Genomic DNA, 15,892 nt, shown 5'->3' on the forward strand with positions numbered 1-15,892 from the left:
TGCCCCCGGGCGACTCTCTCACTCTTTACCATGTTGCGGACGCAGGATAGGTGCTCGAAGAAGGGCTGTGAACCGTCCGGTTTGGTCCCGCAGACGATTTCGCCGCACACGCGGCAGATCAGCCACAGGGGTGCCGCAAATCCTTAGAAAACAAAGCCCGGCCGCGCTTCGAAGCCCGGCAGTGTCGGCACGGCAGCATCGAACACGACGCGCGAACCCATCCCGCCCGTCGTATGGGTGAAGACGGTGGCGCGCCCGGCGCGCCCGCGCCCGACAACGGCCACCAGCCGGCCTCCCGGCTTGAGCTGGGCCAGCAGCGCCTCGGGCGCCTCGTCGATCCCGCCATTGAGCAGAATAACGTCGTAAGGCGCCTCGTTCGGCCAGCCGGCGGTCATCGGCCCCTGCACATAGGCGGCATTGAGCAGCCCGAGCTCGACCAGCAGAGCCGAACCCTGCGCGGCCAGTTCGGCATCCTCTTCCAGCGCCACCACCTGGCCGGCGAGCTTCGCCAGCACGGCGGTGGAATAGCCGCTCGCCGCGCCGACATCGAGCACCAGCGCGTCCGACCCGATCTCGGCCGCCTGTAGCAGCTTTGCCAGCACCATCGGCTCCATGAGGTAGCGCGCCGGCGCCCCCTCCTTCACCAGCACGTCGTCGTCAATATAGGCGAAGTTGCGCAGGCTGGCCGGCACGAAGCGCTCGCGCGGCGTCTCCAGCATGGCGGCGACGATGCGCAGGTCGGTAACGTCGTTGGCACGCACCTGGGCGTCCACCATGGCGCGGCGCAGTTCGGCGAAATCGATCATTCGGCGACAACCTCGAAAGCAACGGGCAGGGCCGCGCCCAGCAGCGCGACAGGCGCGCGCCCGGGCGGCGCGAGCGAACGGCGTCAGAATTGCGGCACCGGCGCGTTCATTGCAAGCGTTCTTGGCGGACAGGCTTGAAGATTTCCAGCCTGAAGCGCCCGCGCGTGCGCTGCCGCCCTCCTGCCGCCCGCTCTGTGCCCGCCGCCCGGCGCCGCACGCCCCAGCGCGCCTCGCACGGCGCGGCGGAATGCCGCTGCGCAGGGGCGGTGGAGGACCGGGCGGCGCGGCGCCCGGAGCGGCGATCGTCCCCACCTTCCGGCGCCGGGTGCGTTGCCCTACGGCCCGAGCTCTGTTATGAGCCGCGCCGGCCCCATCAGGCGCCTCGCGGCAGCCTGGGTCGGGCCACGTGGCGGAGTGGTTACGCAGCGGACTGCAAATCCGTGCACCCCGGTTCGATTCCGGGCGTGGCCTCCAGTTCACGACACCCGCCGCCGGCCGGCAACACGGCCGGCGGCGGGTGTCGTCACCGCCTCCGAGGCCGCCGGCGCGCCTGCCGTCATGGGTTTGACAACAAGCCATGATCGTCGTTGATGATCCGCACCCGGTTCCCGCGCGGCGGAACGCGCAGCGACACCCGCGCGGCCGGGCTCGTGAAAAGGATTCTCCCTGATGTTGCCTCCCAAGATGGCCAACGCGCTCCGTAACATGATCAGCCCGGAGACCCGCGACACGGTCCGCCGGCTGTTCGTCCAGGATGGGCGCCGCCATTGGAAGGGCTACGCCCTGTCCTTCCTGTTCATGGGCATCATGGCCGGAACGACATCGGGGCTCGCCTATCTCATGGGCGATGTCATCAACCGCATCTTCGTCGAGCAGAACTCGGCGGCGATCTGGATTCTCTCCGGCTCCGTCGTCGCCCTCTCCATCGTCAAGGGCTTCTCGGCCTATGGCCAGGCGGTCACGCTGGCCAAGGTTGGCAACCGGATCGTCGCCGACAATCAGAAGCGCGTGCTCGACCGCCTGCTGATGCAGGACGTGACCTTCTTCTCCGGCAGCCACACCGCCGAGATCATGATGCGCTTCAACACAGGCGCGCAGGCCGCGCGCAACGTGCTGAACCTCATCATCACCAGCCTGGGGCGCGACCTTCTCTCCGTCATCGGCCTCACCGCCGTTATGATCATCCAGGACCCGTTCATGGCGATGATCGGCTTCGTGGTGATGCCCATCGCCGTGGGCGGCGTGCGCTCGCTGATCCGCAAGGTGCAGAAGATCTTCAGCCGCGAATTCCACAGCGCCATCCAGATCATGACCGAGTCGATCGACTCGTTTCAGGGCATCCGCACCATCAAGTCCTTCACGCTGGAAGAGGTGCAGCGGGCCAAGATCTTCGAGCGCATCGACCGGATGGAGAAAGCTTCCAACCGCATGATGCGGGCGCAGTCGCAGTCCGGCCCGCTGATGGAAGCGCTGGGCGGCGTCGCCATCGGCCTCGTCGTCATGTATGCCGGCTGGGGCGTTCTGCATGGCGGGCGCACGCCGGGCGAGTTCTTCTCCGTCATCACCGCGCTGCTGCTCTGCTACGAGCCGGCCAAGCGGCTGGCCCGGCTCAATATCGACCTCACCACCCATCTTCTGGGCGCGCGCATGCTGTTCGACATTCTCGACCGGCCGGCGACGGAGGAGGATGCGCCCGGCACGCCGGAACTCGTCATCCGCGGCGGCGGCGTCGTGTTTGATGAGGTGGAGTTCAGCTATCGCGAGGGCGAGCCGGTGCTGCGCGGCCTCAGCTTCGTCGCTGCGCCCGGCGAGACGACGGCGCTGGTCGGCCCCTCCGGCGGCGGCAAGAGCACGGTGATGAACCTGCTGGAGCGCTTCTACGAGGTCGAGGCGGGCAGCATCACCATTGACGGCCAGAACATCGACAGCGTCACCCGCCACTCGCTGCGCAGGTCCATCGGCTTCGTCAGCCAGGACGTGTTCCTGTTCACCGGTACGGTGCGCGAGAACATCGCCGCCGGCCGGCCCGGCGCGAGCGACGAGGACATCATCGCCGCCGCCAAATCGGCCCATGCCCATGACTTCATCATGGGCTTCGAGGGCGGCTATGACAGCCGCGTCGGCGAACGCGGCACCCAGCTCTCCGGCGGCCAGCGCCAGCGCATCGCCATCGCCCGCGCCTTCCTCAAGGACGCGCCGATTCTGCTGCTCGACGAAGCCACCGCCGCGCTCGACAGCGAATCCGAGGCCGAGGTGCAGAAGGCGCTGAAGGAACTGGAGCGCAACCGCACCACGCTGGTCATCGCCCATCGTCTGCAGACGGTGATCAACGCCGACAAGATCTGCGTGATCGAGAAGGGCCGCGTGGTCGAAAGCGGCCGGCATGACGAGCTCGTGGCCAAGCGCGGACGCTATTTCACCTTCCACCAGCTACAGTTCGCCGGGCAGCAGGAACGCCTCAGCGCCTGAGGATATCCACATGGCGCGGGACGGGAGGGGTTCACAAACCCGTCGTGCATTGCTATATCGCCGGCCTCCGAGACGCCACGGCGTCCCCGGTCCCTGATAGCTCAGTTGGTAGAGCGTTCGACTGTTAATCGAATGGTCGCAGGTTCGAGTCCTGCTCAGGGAGCCACTCCCCCGTTTCCGGGGCGGCTCAGCTTTTCCCAGATTGCCTTGCTAGCCGTTGAATTCGCTGGATAATTTCTTCTCCAGCCTCCGCTCGCTGTCCCAGCCTGGATCGGCCAGAGCCACCTCATCCCGCGAATTTGTTGGCCTTGTTGTTGGCCTGCAGCCCGTGTTTTCGTGATCCCAGCGATCAGCAGGGAGGGCGAACATGGCCTTGTCAGATGCAGCGTGCCGGACGGCCAAAGGCCGGGAAGGCGAATACAAACTTTCCGACGGTGGCGGGCTCTATCTTTTCGTGAAGCCCAACGGCGCCCGGGTCTGGCAGCAGGCCTACAGATTCGCGGGCAAACAGAAGAAACTCACCCATGGGCCCTATCCACTCATTTCGCTGGCCGATGCCCGGCGGCTGCGCGACGAAGCCAAGAGGTTGTTGACCTCGGGAGTAGACCCTGGAGCCAACAAACGAGCCAACAAAGCCGCCGTCGCGGCGTCTGTCGCGGCCGCAACGAGCACCTTCGGGGTCATTGCGACGGAGTTCATCGATAAGATGACCAAGGAAGGGCGAGCCGAGGCCACCCTCCTGAAGGCGCACTGGCTGCTGGAGGATATCGCAGCCCCTCTTCGCAACCGCCCCATCGCCGAGATCACACCGCCAGAGATCCTTGCCGTCCTGCGGGCGGTGGAGGTCAAAGGGCACTACGAGACTGCGCGCCGCTCCCGCAGCATCATCGGTCAGGTCTTCCGTTATGCGATCGCAACCAGTCGCGCCGACCGGGATGTGACGGCCGATCTGCGAGGCGCACTTATCGCACCCACGACCAAGCACCGCGCCGCCATCACACGCCCGAAGCGGCTTGGCGAGCTTATGGCGGCCATCTATCGCTGGACGAAGGGTCAGGAAACGACGGTCGCAGGCCTGAAGCTGCTCGCCCTGCTTGCGCTCCGTCCCGGCGAACTCCGTGCCGCCACATGGGACGAGATTGACCTTGAAGCTGGGGTCTGGACCGTTCCAGCCAGCCGAACCAAGATGCGCCGACCACACCGCACGCCCCTGCCCTTACAGGCCGTGGCCACCTTGCAGGAGTTGCGCGACGCCACCCGAAGCGGGATCAGTTCCTTCGTGTTTCCGGCGACCGTCTCGGTTAGGAAGCCGATGAGCGAGAACACTCTGAACTTCGCGCTACGCCGCTTGGATATAGGGGCGGAGGAAATGACCGCCCACGGTTTTCGGGCCGCGTTTGCCACACTCGCCAATGAGAGCCGGCGCTGGCATCCCGATGCGATTGAGCGGCAGCTCGCCCACGTTGAGGGCAATAATGTGCGTCGGGCATATACCCGCGGCGAGCATTGGGACGAACGCGTGTTGATGATGCAGTGGTGGGCAGACGAGTTGGATCGGCTTCGAGAGTTGGCCATCGCGGAAGCCCGCACCCAAGCCGATCCCCAGCGCAGGCCCGCAAAGTTTCAATCAGTTCGCCAGTGACGGCCGTGGACGGAGCTTCCCCTCATTGGTGGGGGAGGCTTGGGTGCGGCTATCCTGCGGCGCCTCTACCGCGCCTGTCGGACGACGTGAAAGCTGTCGATCCGGGGCGCCGCTCGAAGCTACCGGTCTTGAGTGCGCCGAGAACTGCCAGTCGCTCGCCGCGCGCCTAGGCGGAAGAAATCAGATCAGATGGGCCTCCGTTATCATTTTTCATGGATGGTTACGATTTTTCAGGATAGTTTGAGCCACGCTATCCGCGACGCACCAGAATGCTTTTTCATGAACGACGGCACGACATCCAATTTTTCAGGGCCAGTTACGGTTTTTCAGGACCAGTCACTCCCTGAAGAAGCGACCCCCGCCGGCTACGCCGCACTCATCGACGCGTTCGGCCTTGCCGTGCCGCTGCCGCGCACACTCTGCGCCATCGGAGCTCATCACCGTCTCTATGAACGGGATGGCTGGCGCATATACACGCCGCGCCATGCGCCAGATGCCAGTCTCGAAGGCCACCTCACCTTCGCCCTGAAATATGAGGGGCTCGATCTCCTCGTCCTCAAGAGAATTTTTCGCGCCACGGGTCCGGCGCCAATCGAAGCGCTGGTGCGCTCAACGCCAACCGGCTCTTACGCAAGGCGCGTCTGGTTTCTGTATGAATGGCTGCTTGGCGAGACACTCGATCTTCCAGCCGCCGAAAAGGGAGCCTATGCCCTCGTCGTCGATCCCGACCTGCAATGGGCTGCGTCTGGGACCGCATCGACCCGCCATCGGGTCAAGAACAACCTGCCTGGCACGCCGACCTTCTGCCCCATGGTGTTTGCGACGAAAGCCCTGAAGGCCTTCCACGACAGCAATCTCGCCGAACAGGCGCGCACCGCGATTGCTGACGTGCCGCGCGACCTGCTGGCCCGCACCGCGGCTTTCCTGCTGCTGAAGGATTCCCGCTCCAGCTTTGCCATCGAGGGAGAGCATCCGCCGCAGGATCGTATCCAGCGCTGGGGCCGGGCCATCGGCGAGGCAGGCCGACGTTCCATCGACCTTGACGAGCTCTTGAGGCTTCAGCGCATCGTCGTCGGAGATGCGCGCTTCGTCCAGCTTGGACTACGCACGGAGGGCGGGTTCGTCGGCGAGCATGACCGCTATACCCGTATGCCACTGCCCGATCATATCAGTGCCCGACACGAGGACCTGCGTGATCTCATCGACGGATTGGTGGCCTTCGACCGCACGGCAGCGGAGCGCCAACTTGATCCGGTGATCGCAGCTGCCGCACTAGCCTTCGGCTTCGTCTACATCCATCCCTTCGAGGATGGGAACGGGCGCCTGCACCGCTACCTGATCCATCACGTCCTTGCTGAACGCGGGTTCAATCCGCCGGGAGTTGTTTTTCCCATCTCCGCGGCGATCCTCGATCGCATCGATGATTATCGGCAGACGCTGGAAATCTGGTCTGCGCGCCTCCTCCCCTTCATCCAATGGGAGCCGACGCCGACCGGTAACGTCCGGGTGCTGAATGATACGGCGGATTTCTACCGCTATTTCGACGCGACGCCTCACGCAGAATTCCTCTACGCATGCGTGGAGCGCACGATCGAGATCGACATGCCGGCCGAGACGCGCTTCCTGCGGGCGTATGACGCGTTCCGCGTCGCGATCGGACAGATCGTCGACATGCCGGATCGCACCGTTGATCTCCTCTTCCGCTTCCTGCGCCAGAATGAAGGAGTTCTCTCAAAGCGTGCCCGAGAGCAGGAATTCCGCGAGCTCAGGGCCAAGGAGATCGAGCGGGTCGAGGGCGCCTACGCGGCTGCGTTTTCCTCTGATTGCGATGGGGAGTAGAGGCGGCCGCGCACAGCGATCGGCCTTCAATCGATGAAAACGAGCCGCCCCATCGGAAGCTTGGCAAGCGACAACATCGGCGCTGTTTCGCCAAATGGTCGGCCCGCTATCAAAGCCTATCGACTGCGGTCTCGTCCGGTGCCCGCCACCGGGGCGGATCCGCGACCCAACGGTTGATGTCGGATTCCCGCCAACCGGCACCGTTGGTGCTGATCCTGAGCTGGGCAGGGAAGGTCCCCTCGGCGATCTTGCGATAGATGGTGGAGCGAGATAGGCCGGTGCGGGCAAGGACGGTCTTGAGGCGGATGATGCGCTCTGGTGTCTGCATGGCGGTGCTGCCTCCTGCTGGGTACGCCGATGGCGCCTGCTTCAGACAAGGCATGGAGCCGTCGACCGGCAAGAGGATGAACGGCGCCGGTGGGGCGTGGCGAAGCGGCGGCGGCACATCGGATGGGTCTAGATTCCAAGACCACGGCTCCGGTCGAAGTCGATGCCGTGGCTGTGGGCCAGTTCCCGACCAAGACTGCGGCCTGTGTTGAGGCTGATGCCGAGTTCCTTCCGGCGAGCCGCGAGCAAGGATTCGAGTTGCGGGTCGCGCTCCAGGCTCCGTGCCATGTCGCCCATCTGGACGCGGGTGGCCTTGTAGCCGGAGTAATCGCCGTCGCTGTACTGGCGTTGACGCTGCTGGTCGAGCTTCTTCCAGCGCTCGACAAATTGACCGGCGCGGCGCTCCGGATCGGTCCGGATTTCCGTTTCAAGCCGGAGGGCGCGAATGGTGCGATTGAGCTTGCCGCCGGCCGCCTCGTGTACCAGCTCCGGATTCTTTTCATAGGCGGCTTCCGCATCGCGCCAGCCATGGGGCCTCACCTCCTCGAACGCATTGCGCGCATCAGTGAGCTCGCGCAACTGCTCGGGCGTACCCTGGCCGATCGCATCGGCCGTGGTGAGGATCGCGTCCCACGCGCGGGCATGCCGGACGAGCGCGCGGGTTCGCGCCCGGCGCAACACCGCCTCCGGATCCTCGGGAGGCTCCTGGGCGAGCGGCTCGGCTTTGTTCCCGAGCTCTTCACGCAGGGCTGGCGCTTCCCGTGCAACTTCCACGGATGGCTGTAGCCCGTCGACGAGGTCGCGCAGTTTCTCCGGAACCTTGCGCACGATCTCCACGACGCGCTGGCGGAAGGTGATGCCGCGCCGCTCGGCATAGTCCTGCGCCGGATCGGAGCGCGCATAGTCCGACGCCATGTCCTTGGCCCGGTCACGCGAAAGGGTGCGCACCAGCCGGTCCCTATCCGCGAAGTCGTCGCGGCCAAAGTGCAGCTCCATCCCGTCGCGGTGGCGCGATAGCGCGACATAGCTGGAATGGGCATCCATGCCAGGCGTGGCCAGCACATGGGTGCGGTCCACCGTCATGCCCTGCGCCTTGTGGATGGTGGCGGCATAGCCGTGGTCAATGCGGTCATAGTTTTTCAGGTCGAAAGAGATGGATCGGCCATCATCCGTGCGCACGGACATGGACTGCGCGCTGACCTGCTCGAGGGTGCCGAGCGTGCCATTCTTTACCCCGAGGCCGCGCTCGTTCTGTAGGAACATCACGCGGTCGCCACGGGCGAAGGAACGCGCGCCGCGCTCAACGGTGACGCGCACCTCCTCGCCGAGATCGCGGCCTCCCGCATCCGCGCGCGGACGGCCTGGTTGAGGGCGCGCACCTCGTCATTGGTGTGGGTGAGAATGATGCGGCTACGGTCTGGTGCGGCCTGCCGGTCGCGGTCCCAACGCTCGATCAGGTCGCCCCGCGCCTGCTTCCGCGTCTGCGCGGCATGGACCATGCCGCCCCTGTCATAAGCCTGGATCGCCTCGCCGATCCGGCCGGTCGCCAGATCGCGCGTGGCGTCGCGCTGCCAGTCCGCGCGCTGGCGGCGGACCTCGCTGATCTCCGCACCGCCATGACGCTCAACGAGGGACCTGAAGGCGGCGCCCGCCTCGATCGATTGCAGTTGCTGCGGATCGCCGACCAGCACGACCTTGGCGCCCGCATCTGCCGCATGGGAGAGCACGCGCTCCAACTGGCGCGTGCCGACCATGCCGGCCTCATCGATCACCAGAACATCGCGTGAGGTGAGCAGATCCCGGCCTTGCCCCCAGCCATGTTCAAGGCTGGCGATCGTTCGGGACATGATGCCCGATCCGCTCTCCAGATTTTCCGCCGCGATGCCGGACAGCGCGACGCCTCGAACCTCCAGGCCGGCCGCCTGCCAAGCCTCACGTGCGACACCCAGCATGGCGCTCTTCCCCGTCCCGGCATAACCGACGACGATGCCGAGATCGCGGGTGCCGGTGATGTGCGAGAGCACATCAGACTGCTCACCGGAGAGAACAAGGCCACGCTGCTCAGCACGCTGAAGAGCCGCCTCCCTCTCTGTATCCTTTACGGCATGGCGCTCGCGTTCCGCCATGAGACCGGCAGCCCTGTGCAGACGCTGCTCGGCCTCGATCATCGGGCGGGTGGTGAAGCGGTCCTCGCCGCGTCCGTCCTTGCCGAGCTCGACGAGATCGGGCGCGCGGCCCATCGCGGCCATCACCTCGTTGAACTGCTCGATGCCGTCGCTGTGGCGGTGTGCAAACCGCGCCATGTCGCGCCGGGTGAAAGTCGATTGCTGTTGCGTGATGGCGTCCAATGCCAAAGACGGATCGGCGATGATGCGCGCGCCATTGCCGCGCGCAATCTCCCGGTGAACCTCCGCCCGATCAGCAGCCTCGATCCCCTCTTCTTCGATGCGTTGCGCAGGCGCGCCGATCTGGCACTGTGGCTCCAGCGCGATGCCCTGCGCCTCCAGGCTGCGATGATCAATGCGCGCTTCGATATCGAGTTCAGCAAGCCGCTCATTGGCGAGATCGGCCCAGCGCTCGCGCCAGCGCTCGACCATCTGGGTCGCATTCCACTCGCGCACCTTCGGGCCGAAGCCGTCCTCATCGACCGAGCGCATGGTGAGCATGACGTGGCCATGGGGCTTGGCCATGCCGTCCTCGCCAACATCCCAATGCACATTGAGATCGGCGACCATCCCGAGATCGACGAATTCTGATTGGACAAAGTCACGGGCGAGCGCGATCCCCTGCGCCGGGCTCATCTCCCGCGGCAAAGCGAATTCGACCTCCCGGGCGAGCTGGGCGTCCTTCCTCAGCTCGAAGGCTTCGACATCGTTCCACAGCCGCTCGCGGTCGCTCCACATCTCGGGCGCCCCGTCCGGCAGCAGCACCTCGGAATGGACGACGCCACGCTTGCCGGAGAAGTCTTGGACACGATCGATCCGCACGTCGCGCAGCCTTGAGGCCGAGCGGTAGGCGGCCGACGCCACCGCGCTGGAGCCAGCCTTGCGGCCGATGACCTTGACGTGAAGATGATAGATCGCCATCGCGATCCGAACATCACCACGGCAAAGCGCACGTTGGAACGACGTATAAGCGCGCCCTCCCTCGAAAAAATCTCGGGAGCGACGAGCCCATCCCAGTCTGTCCCGACGACATTAAAGCCACCGCTGACACGCTCAACTATCATCCTTCCATCGACTGCTATGGAGAGGACAATGCGCAAGCCACGGGACTTCGATGCCGAACTGAAGGCACTCGAAGACAAGGCACGAGAGCTCAAGGCCCGCAAGGTGCAGCAGCTTGGCGATCTGGTGATCGCCACCGGCGCGGACACGCTCACGGCGGAGGAGCTTGCCGGCGCCCTGCTGGTGCTCGCCGAGACCAAAGACGCCGGACGGAAGGAGGCGTGGGCGCGACGGGGAGCGGCGTTCTTTCAAGGACGGGCACGCCGAACTGCACCGGCATCTGAACGCGACCCGGTCAGCCCTCCGCCGCAATCAGACAGCGCGCACTCGCCATCAGGCAGCTCGGGCCCGGCATGACATGCGCACCTGGCAGGTCGAGCGTCGCAGGCGGACGCGGCATCTGATCGAACTCGGCGGCCTCGTGGTTAAGGCCGGGATCGTGGACCTCACCGGCGATGATCGCGCCATGATCTACGGCGCACTGCTCTGGATGGCCGAAATGAGGTGGTCCCCATTCGCCGGACATTTTGGCGGCTTCGCTAAGCTTGGTTCTGGTGTGTGTCACGCCGCCTTGTTGATGCCGTCGCAGGCCATGTGGACCTCCTCCGGCGTTCTGCCGCCGAGAGCCGAGTGGGGCCTCGTGCGGTTGTAGTAGGTGATCCATCGGCCGATCCCGGCGCGGGCCTCGGACCCGGTCTCGAAGGCGTTGAGGTAGATGCACTCGTATTTCAGGGACCGCCAGAGGCGCTCGATGAACACGTTGTCCATCCACCGGCCGCGGCCATCCATGGAGATCCGCACGCCAGCGTCCAGCAGCACCTTTGCGAAGCGCGGGCTGGTGAACTGGCTTCCCTGGTCGGTGTTGAAGATGCTCGGCCGCCCGAACCGGGACAAGGCCTCCTCCAGTGCCTCGATGCAGAAGTCGGCCTCCATGGTGTTGGAGAGCCGCCAGGAGAGAACCCTGCGGCTGTGCCAGTCCATGATGGCGACCAGATACAGGAATCCGCGCCGCATCGGGATGTAAGTGATGTCGGCGCACCAGACCTGGTCGGGCTCCTCGATCGCCATGGTGCGCAAGAGATAGGGGAAGATGCGGTGCTGCGGGTGGCGCACCGTGGTCTTCGGCCGCTGGTAGATGGTGGCCAGCCCCATGCGGGCCATGAGGCGCCGCACACGCTTGCGCCCAACCTCGTGCCCCTGCCGGCGCAGATGGCGCACCATTTGCCGCGAGCCGTACCACGGCGTCTCGAGAAACTGGCCGTCGATCGCCCGCATAATGGCAAGAGTCTCGGGGCTTTCGATCCGCGGCCCGCCGTAGAAAGCCGACCGGCTGATGCCGACCAGGGCGCACTGGCGCGTGATCGGTAGTCGGGGGTGATCCGGTTCGATCATGTCGCGTTTTGCCCCCACGCTCATCGCCCGGAGGCCCGACGCAAAAAATCCCGTTCCACCACCAGTTGGCCGATCTTGGCATGGAGCTGGTCGATCTCGCTCTCGCGGGCGGCGTCGGCCGCTTCCGCCTTGCCGGAGAACACTGCGGCCATCCCCTCGATGGCCTGCTTCTTCCAAGCGTTGATCATGGTCTGGTGGAGACCATGCTTCGCCGCCAACTGGGCCACCGTCTGTTCCCCGCGCAGTGCCTCCAGGGCCACCTTCGCCTTGAAATCCGATGAATATCGCTTCCTCTTCCCGGTCATCGGGCTCGTCCTTCCGTCAGGCCGAACCAAGCTTAACTCCCTGTCCGGATTTCGGGGACCACCTCAGTGCGCGCAGCGCGGCAGCGACTTCTTCGCGCTGTGAGCAGAGCGACGGCAGATCGGCTGCAAGCTCATCGAACTGCCACAGCGAGCCGATGCGCATTGGTGACGGCAGCTCGGCTGCAGCAAGAACCACCTGCGGAAAACCGATCATCCGCGCAAGTTCGGACTCAAGGCGTTGCTGTTTCCGGCATAGAGCGAGCGTGCGCCGATGCGCGGTGCGCCAGGCTTTCCATGCAATGATAGCGGCATCTGTCGTGCCGCCATCACGCGGCGCGGCCGCAGACGAACTGTTGAAGGAAGCGCCGCCGACCGTCAGCAGAGCGGCGGAGATGACGTCCCTCCGGGATGGCCGGGACAGAGTCGTGCTAATCTCAGAATCAGCCATGATCCGAGCTCCAGACAGCTTGGGTTGTGGTCAGGCCGTTCTGAGCGGGCCAACGCTCTGAACGGCCGCCTAAACAATAATCGTAACCTTGGTACGATAACTCTCGCGACGGCAGCCTTCAATGAATAATCGTATCACCGTTACGAAATGACACCCATCCAGTCGAAAATGGCACGTGTTGCGCTCGGCTGGGGTACCCGCGACTTGGCGCAAAAAGCGAACGTTTCGCCTGACACCATCGCGCGTTTGGAGCGCGGTGAGCGTCTTCGGGCTGGTACGATGGAAAACATCCGTGCCGCCTTTGAGGCCGCCGGCATCGAGTTTATTCCGGAGAATGGGGGCGGCGCTGGCGTGCGCTTCCGGAAGCCCTCCGAGTCGAACTGACTGCGCCTTCGCCGTGCCAGTGGGCCGACGGGGTCATCATTACGCCGAAGCCGAATAACGGGCCGGCAGTCCGAATTAATCCTTGCACTCCGCTCAGGATCGCATAGCGCCTCACTGGGACCCAGCGCAACCCATGTAGAAATTTTAAAGTGTTGGCATATTTGTTGGCTCGACGCATTCTCTGAGAATACTTATCATATACATTTGAATGCTCTGCTTAAGGTATTTTGGCTTGCTCAGGGAGCCATTTCTTCTTCTCACAAGCCCCGCCTTGTCGATCGCAGCGCCGCCGCGGCTTGCCATTCCCAGTCCCGTCTTTTCTAATCATTCCTCCCATCGTCGCCCCGCCCCTGACGCCTCGTGCAAGCGTCTGGCAAGCTTGCCTCGTCACACATGTCGCGCGCTCCTCCAGCGGTAAGCGCTTGCGCCCGGGCCCGCGTCCCGCGCATTCTATGTGAACGTGGAGTACGGCATGCGGCTCAAGCGACGCCATGGTCTTGTTCTCATCGCCACCGTCGCGAGCGGCTGGTGGCTGCTCGGCGACGAGGACACCGCCGATGCGGCACGCCTGAAGTGCCAGCAGCATCTGCGCGACATGGCCGGCCATGAGCTGAGCGACGAGGAAGTCGCCTTCATGAAGGTCTCCGGCGACGCGCAGAACGGCCGGGTTCAGGGCGCGGTTCTGCGCGACAACCAGGTTCACTACGTCGTCTGCCAGTTCGAGAACGGCGCGGCCAAGCGCGCCGAGCTCAACCAAAGCTCCTGGCCGGAAACCGACCACGCGACCATCGCCCGCGCCCGGGCCCCCTCCATCTAAACGGCCGAATCGGTGTGGCGCCGGCGTACCGGCGCCGGGTCAGCAGATGCGCGGCAACTGGTCGCCCACCAGCATGTCGACGACGCGCTCGCCGCCAAGGCGCGTCTCCATCACCACCCGCCCGGGCCGGGCCTCGGTGACGCGGCCTATGGCGGCGGCCCCCTGCCCCAGCGGATGCGCGCGCAAGGCCCGCAGCGCCGCCGGCGCCTCCTCGGACGGCACCACCGCGACGATCTTGCCCTCATTGGCGAGGTAGAGCGGATCGAGGCCGAGAATCTCGCAGAAGCCCTGCACCTCGGCGCGGATCGGGGTGTCGGCCTCACGGATTCGCACGCCGACGCCGCTGGCCGCGGCGAGTTCGTTGAGCACGGCGGCGATGCCGCCGCGGGTCGCGTCCCGCATCATCCGCACCCCCGGCGCCGCCGCGATGAGATGGTCGATCAGCCCGTGCAGCGCCGCGCAGTCGCTTTCGATGTCCGTCTCCAGCGCGAGATCGCCGCGCGCGTTGAGGATCGCCGCGCCATGGTCGCCCAGCAAGCCGTTGACCAGCACGACATCGCCCGGCCGCGCCCGGCCGATGCCGACCTCGATGCCGGCACGGACTACGCCGATGCCGGTCGTGGTGATGAACAGCTTGTCGCAGGCACCGCGCGCGACCACCTTGGTGTCGCCGGTGACGATGGGCACGCCCGCCGCCCGCGCCGTTTGCGCCATGGAAAGCGCCACCGCCCGCAGCGTGTCGAGCGCCAGCCCCTCCTCGATGATCACGGCGCAGGACAGCGCCACCGGACGCGCCGCGCCCACGGCAAGATCGTTGATGGTCCCGCAGACGGCGAGCGTGCCGATGTCGCCGCCGGGAAAGAACAGCGGGTCGACGACGAACCCGTCGGTGGTGAAGGCGAGCCGGTCGCCCTGCGCCATCAACGCGGCGAGATCGAAGCGGGCCTGGTCCTCGGGTGCACCAGCCGTGCCCTTGAACGTGTCGATGAACACCTCGTCGATCAGGTCGCGCATGGCGCTGCCGCCGCCGCCATGGGCGAGGGTGACCGCCTTGGGCAATTGGCGCCGGGGGGCAGCAAGGACTGGAATGGGCGGGTTCATGCCGCGCCCTCCAGCCGCGGCGGACGCAGGCCGCCATACTGGTAATAGGCGGCGCAGGCCCCCTCGGACGACACCATCAGCGCCCCCAGCGGCATCTCCGGTGTGCAGCCAGTGCCGAAGACCGGGCAGGCCCAGGGCTTCATCTGCCCGGTCAGCACCTCGCCACAACGGCAGGCGGCGGGGTCGGCCACCTGCACCTCCGGCACCGCGAAGCGCCGCTCGGCGTCGAAGCGGGCATAGGCCTCGCGCAGCCGCACGCCGGAATGGGCGATGGAGCCGAGGCCGCGCCATTCGAAGCTCGGCCGCACCTCGTATACGTCCTCCACCGCGCCCATGGCGCGCGCATTGCCGGCATCCGGCACCACGCGGGCATACTGGTTCTCGATTGTCGCGCGCCCCTCATCGAGCTGGCGCAGCACCATCAGCAGCGACTGCAGCAGGTCGATCGGCTCGAAGCCGGCCACCACCATGGGCTTGGCGAACTCCTCGGCGATGAAGCGATAGGGCGCGGTGCCGATCACCATCGAGACGTGCCCCGGTCCGATGAAGCCGTCTATGCCGAGATCGGGCATTTCCAGCAGCGCGCGCAGCGTCGGGATGATGGTGATGTGGTTGCAGAAAATCGAGAAATTCTCGATGCCCTCGCGCGCCGCGCGCAGCACGGTGAGCGCGGTGGACGGCATGGTGGTCTCGAAGCCGAGGCCGAAGAACACCACCTCGCGGTCGGGATGGCGGCGGGCCAGCGCCAGCGCGTCGAGCGGCGAATAGACCATGCGCACATCCGCGCCGTCCGCCTTGGCGGCGAGCAGGCTTTTCGCCGAGCCCGGCACGCGCATCGCGTCGCCGAAAGTGGCGAAGATCACCTCGGGACGCTCGGCGATGGCGACGCAGTCGTCCACCCGGCCCATGGGCAGCACGCAGACCGGGCAGCCGGGGCCGTGGACGAACTCGATGATGTCCGGCAGCAACCCCTCCAGCCCATAACGGAAGATTGCATGGGTGTGCCCGCCGCACACTTCCATGATGGCGAAGGGCCGGTCGCGGCCACGGCCCATCCGCGCGGCGAGCGTTTCGATCTCGCGGATCAGCCCGCGCGCCAGAGCGGGGTCGCGAAATTCATCGACATAGCGCATTT

The 15,892-nt window shown here is 65.7% G+C and carries 13 protein-coding genes, 2 tRNA genes and 1 pseudogene; 9 read left to right on the plus strand and 7 right to left on the minus strand.

Going from position 1 to position 15,892, the window contains the following annotated elements:
* Positions 1-143: 143 nt before the first annotated feature.
* Complete coding sequence (locus tag AAC979_RS09330) at positions 144-806, minus strand: protein-L-isoaspartate O-methyltransferase (RefSeq protein WP_371346561.1); 663 nt, start codon at positions 804-806, stop codon at positions 144-146.
* Between the two features lie 400 nt (positions 807-1,206).
* Between AAC979_RS09330 and AAC979_RS09335 the strand changes: the two genes are divergently transcribed.
* The 5 genes from AAC979_RS09335 to AAC979_RS09355 all read left to right on the plus strand — a co-directional run bounded on the left by AAC979_RS09335 (position 1,207) and on the right by AAC979_RS09355 (position 6,756).
* A tRNA-Cys gene (locus AAC979_RS09335) sits at positions 1,207-1,280 on the plus strand.
* Positions 1,281-1,475: 195 nt separating this feature from the next.
* Complete coding sequence (locus tag AAC979_RS09340) at positions 1,476-3,275, plus strand: ABC transporter ATP-binding protein (protein WP_371346562.1); 1,800 nt, start codon at positions 1,476-1,478, stop codon at positions 3,273-3,275.
* Positions 3,276-3,365: 90 nt separating this feature from the next.
* Positions 3,366-3,441, plus strand: a tRNA-Asn gene (locus AAC979_RS09345).
* Positions 3,442-3,642: 201 nt separating this feature from the next.
* Complete coding sequence (locus AAC979_RS09350; protein WP_371346563.1) at positions 3,643-4,917, plus strand: tyrosine-type recombinase/integrase; 1,275 nt, start codon at positions 3,643-3,645, stop codon at positions 4,915-4,917.
* 279 nt (positions 4,918-5,196) lie between these two features.
* Entirely contained in the window at positions 5,197-6,756 is a 1,560-nt protein-coding gene (locus AAC979_RS09355) for a Fic family protein (RefSeq protein WP_371346564.1), read from the plus strand.
* Between the two features lie 109 nt (positions 6,757-6,865).
* On the opposite strand, the gene AAC979_RS09360 is transcribed toward AAC979_RS09355, so the two are convergent.
* A complete protein-coding gene (locus AAC979_RS09360; RefSeq protein ID WP_371346565.1) occupies positions 6,866-7,084 on the minus strand; it encodes a helix-turn-helix transcriptional regulator in 219 nt (72 codons plus the stop codon).
* A 128-nt stretch (positions 7,085-7,212) separates the two neighbouring features.
* Positions 7,213-10,169 (minus strand): annotated as a pseudogene (traA, locus tag AAC979_RS09365) (Ti-type conjugative transfer relaxase TraA).
* A gap of 171 nt (positions 10,170-10,340) precedes the next feature.
* On the opposite strand from traA, the gene AAC979_RS09370 reads away from it, so the two are divergent.
* Positions 10,341-10,667 (plus strand): conjugal transfer protein TraD, encoded by a 327-nt coding sequence (locus AAC979_RS09370; protein ID WP_371346566.1) that lies wholly within the window; start codon positions 10,341-10,343, stop codon positions 10,665-10,667.
* Between the two features lies 1 nt (position 10,668).
* Positions 10,669-10,962: a conjugal transfer protein TraD gene (locus AAC979_RS09375; RefSeq protein ID WP_371346567.1), complete on the plus strand. Its 294-nt coding sequence runs from the start codon at positions 10,669-10,671 to the stop codon at positions 10,960-10,962.
* Here AAC979_RS09375 and AAC979_RS09380 read toward each other — a convergent pair.
* Together AAC979_RS09380 and AAC979_RS09385 are read right to left on the minus strand one after the other, a co-directional pair.
* Positions 10,872-12,007, minus strand: a protein-coding gene (locus AAC979_RS09380; protein WP_371345425.1) for an IS3 family transposase whose coding sequence is annotated in 2 segments (ribosomal slippage) — positions 10,872-11,752 and positions 11,752-12,007 — 1,137 coding nt in all. Because the reading frame shifts where the segments join, the coding sequence is not laid out codon by codon here. The two genes, AAC979_RS09375 and AAC979_RS09380, sit on opposite strands and share 91 nt — an antisense overlap.
* A gap of 16 nt (positions 12,008-12,023) precedes the next feature.
* Complete coding sequence (locus tag AAC979_RS09385; protein ID WP_371346568.1) at positions 12,024-12,455, minus strand: hypothetical protein; 432 nt, start codon at positions 12,453-12,455, stop codon at positions 12,024-12,026.
* 147 nt (positions 12,456-12,602) lie between these two features.
* Between AAC979_RS09385 and AAC979_RS09390 the strand changes: the two genes are divergently transcribed.
* Entirely contained in the window at positions 12,603-12,839 is a 237-nt protein-coding gene (locus AAC979_RS09390; RefSeq protein ID WP_371346569.1) for a multiprotein-bridging factor 1 family protein, read from the plus strand.
* A gap of 472 nt (positions 12,840-13,311) precedes the next feature.
* Positions 13,312-13,656, plus strand: a complete 345-nt coding sequence (locus AAC979_RS09395; protein ID WP_371346570.1) for a hypothetical protein — start codon at positions 13,312-13,314, stop codon at positions 13,654-13,656.
* A gap of 39 nt (positions 13,657-13,695) precedes the next feature.
* Here the strand turns inward: AAC979_RS09395 and hypE are convergent, their stop codons facing one another.
* Both hypE and hypD read right to left on the minus strand, forming a co-directional pair.
* Positions 13,696-14,757: a hydrogenase expression/formation protein HypE gene (gene hypE / locus AAC979_RS09400; RefSeq protein ID WP_371346571.1), complete on the minus strand. Its 1,062-nt coding sequence runs from the start codon at positions 14,755-14,757 to the stop codon at positions 13,696-13,698.
* Positions 14,754-15,890, minus strand: a complete 1,137-nt coding sequence (gene hypD / locus AAC979_RS09405) for a hydrogenase formation protein HypD (RefSeq protein WP_371346572.1) — start codon at positions 15,888-15,890, stop codon at positions 14,754-14,756. The genes hypE and hypD overlap by 4 nt, the downstream gene beginning before the upstream one ends.
* Positions 15,891-15,892 lie beyond the last annotated feature (2 nt).

The sequence above is a fragment of the Ancylobacter sp. IITR112 genome (assembly GCF_041415945.1).
Classification (GTDB): Bacteria; Pseudomonadota; Alphaproteobacteria; order Rhizobiales; family Xanthobacteraceae; genus Ancylobacter.

Bases quoted from the DNA above. Each gene is read 5' to 3' on its own strand.
- AAC979_RS09330 (WP_371346561.1), bottom strand. From the start codon at position 806: ATGATCGATTTCGCCGAACTGCGCCGCGCCATGGTGGACGCCCAGGTG.
- AAC979_RS09340 (WP_371346562.1), top strand. From the start codon at position 1,476: ATGTTGCCTCCCAAGATGGCCAACGCGCTCCGTAACATGATCAGCCCG.
- AAC979_RS09350 (WP_371346563.1), top strand. From the start codon at position 3,643: ATGGCCTTGTCAGATGCAGCGTGCCGGACGGCCAAAGGCCGGGAAGGC.
- AAC979_RS09355 (WP_371346564.1), top strand. From the start codon at position 5,197: ATGAACGACGGCACGACATCCAATTTTTCAGGGCCAGTTACGGTTTTT.
- AAC979_RS09360 (WP_371346565.1), bottom strand. From the start codon at position 7,084: ATGCAGACACCAGAGCGCATCATCCGCCTCAAGACCGTCCTTGCCCGC.
- AAC979_RS09370 (WP_371346566.1), top strand. From the start codon at position 10,341: ATGCGCAAGCCACGGGACTTCGATGCCGAACTGAAGGCACTCGAAGAC.
- AAC979_RS09375 (WP_371346567.1), top strand. From the start codon at position 10,669: ATGCGCACCTGGCAGGTCGAGCGTCGCAGGCGGACGCGGCATCTGATC.
- AAC979_RS09385 (WP_371346568.1), bottom strand. From the start codon at position 12,455: ATGGCTGATTCTGAGATTAGCACGACTCTGTCCCGGCCATCCCGGAGG.
- AAC979_RS09390 (WP_371346569.1), top strand. From the start codon at position 12,603: ATGACACCCATCCAGTCGAAAATGGCACGTGTTGCGCTCGGCTGGGGT.
- AAC979_RS09395 (WP_371346570.1), top strand. From the start codon at position 13,312: ATGCGGCTCAAGCGACGCCATGGTCTTGTTCTCATCGCCACCGTCGCG.
- hypE (WP_371346571.1), bottom strand. From the start codon at position 14,757: ATGAACCCGCCCATTCCAGTCCTTGCTGCCCCCCGGCGCCAATTGCCC.
- hypD (WP_371346572.1), bottom strand. From the start codon at position 15,890: ATGCGCTATGTCGATGAATTTCGCGACCCCGCTCTGGCGCGCGGGCTG.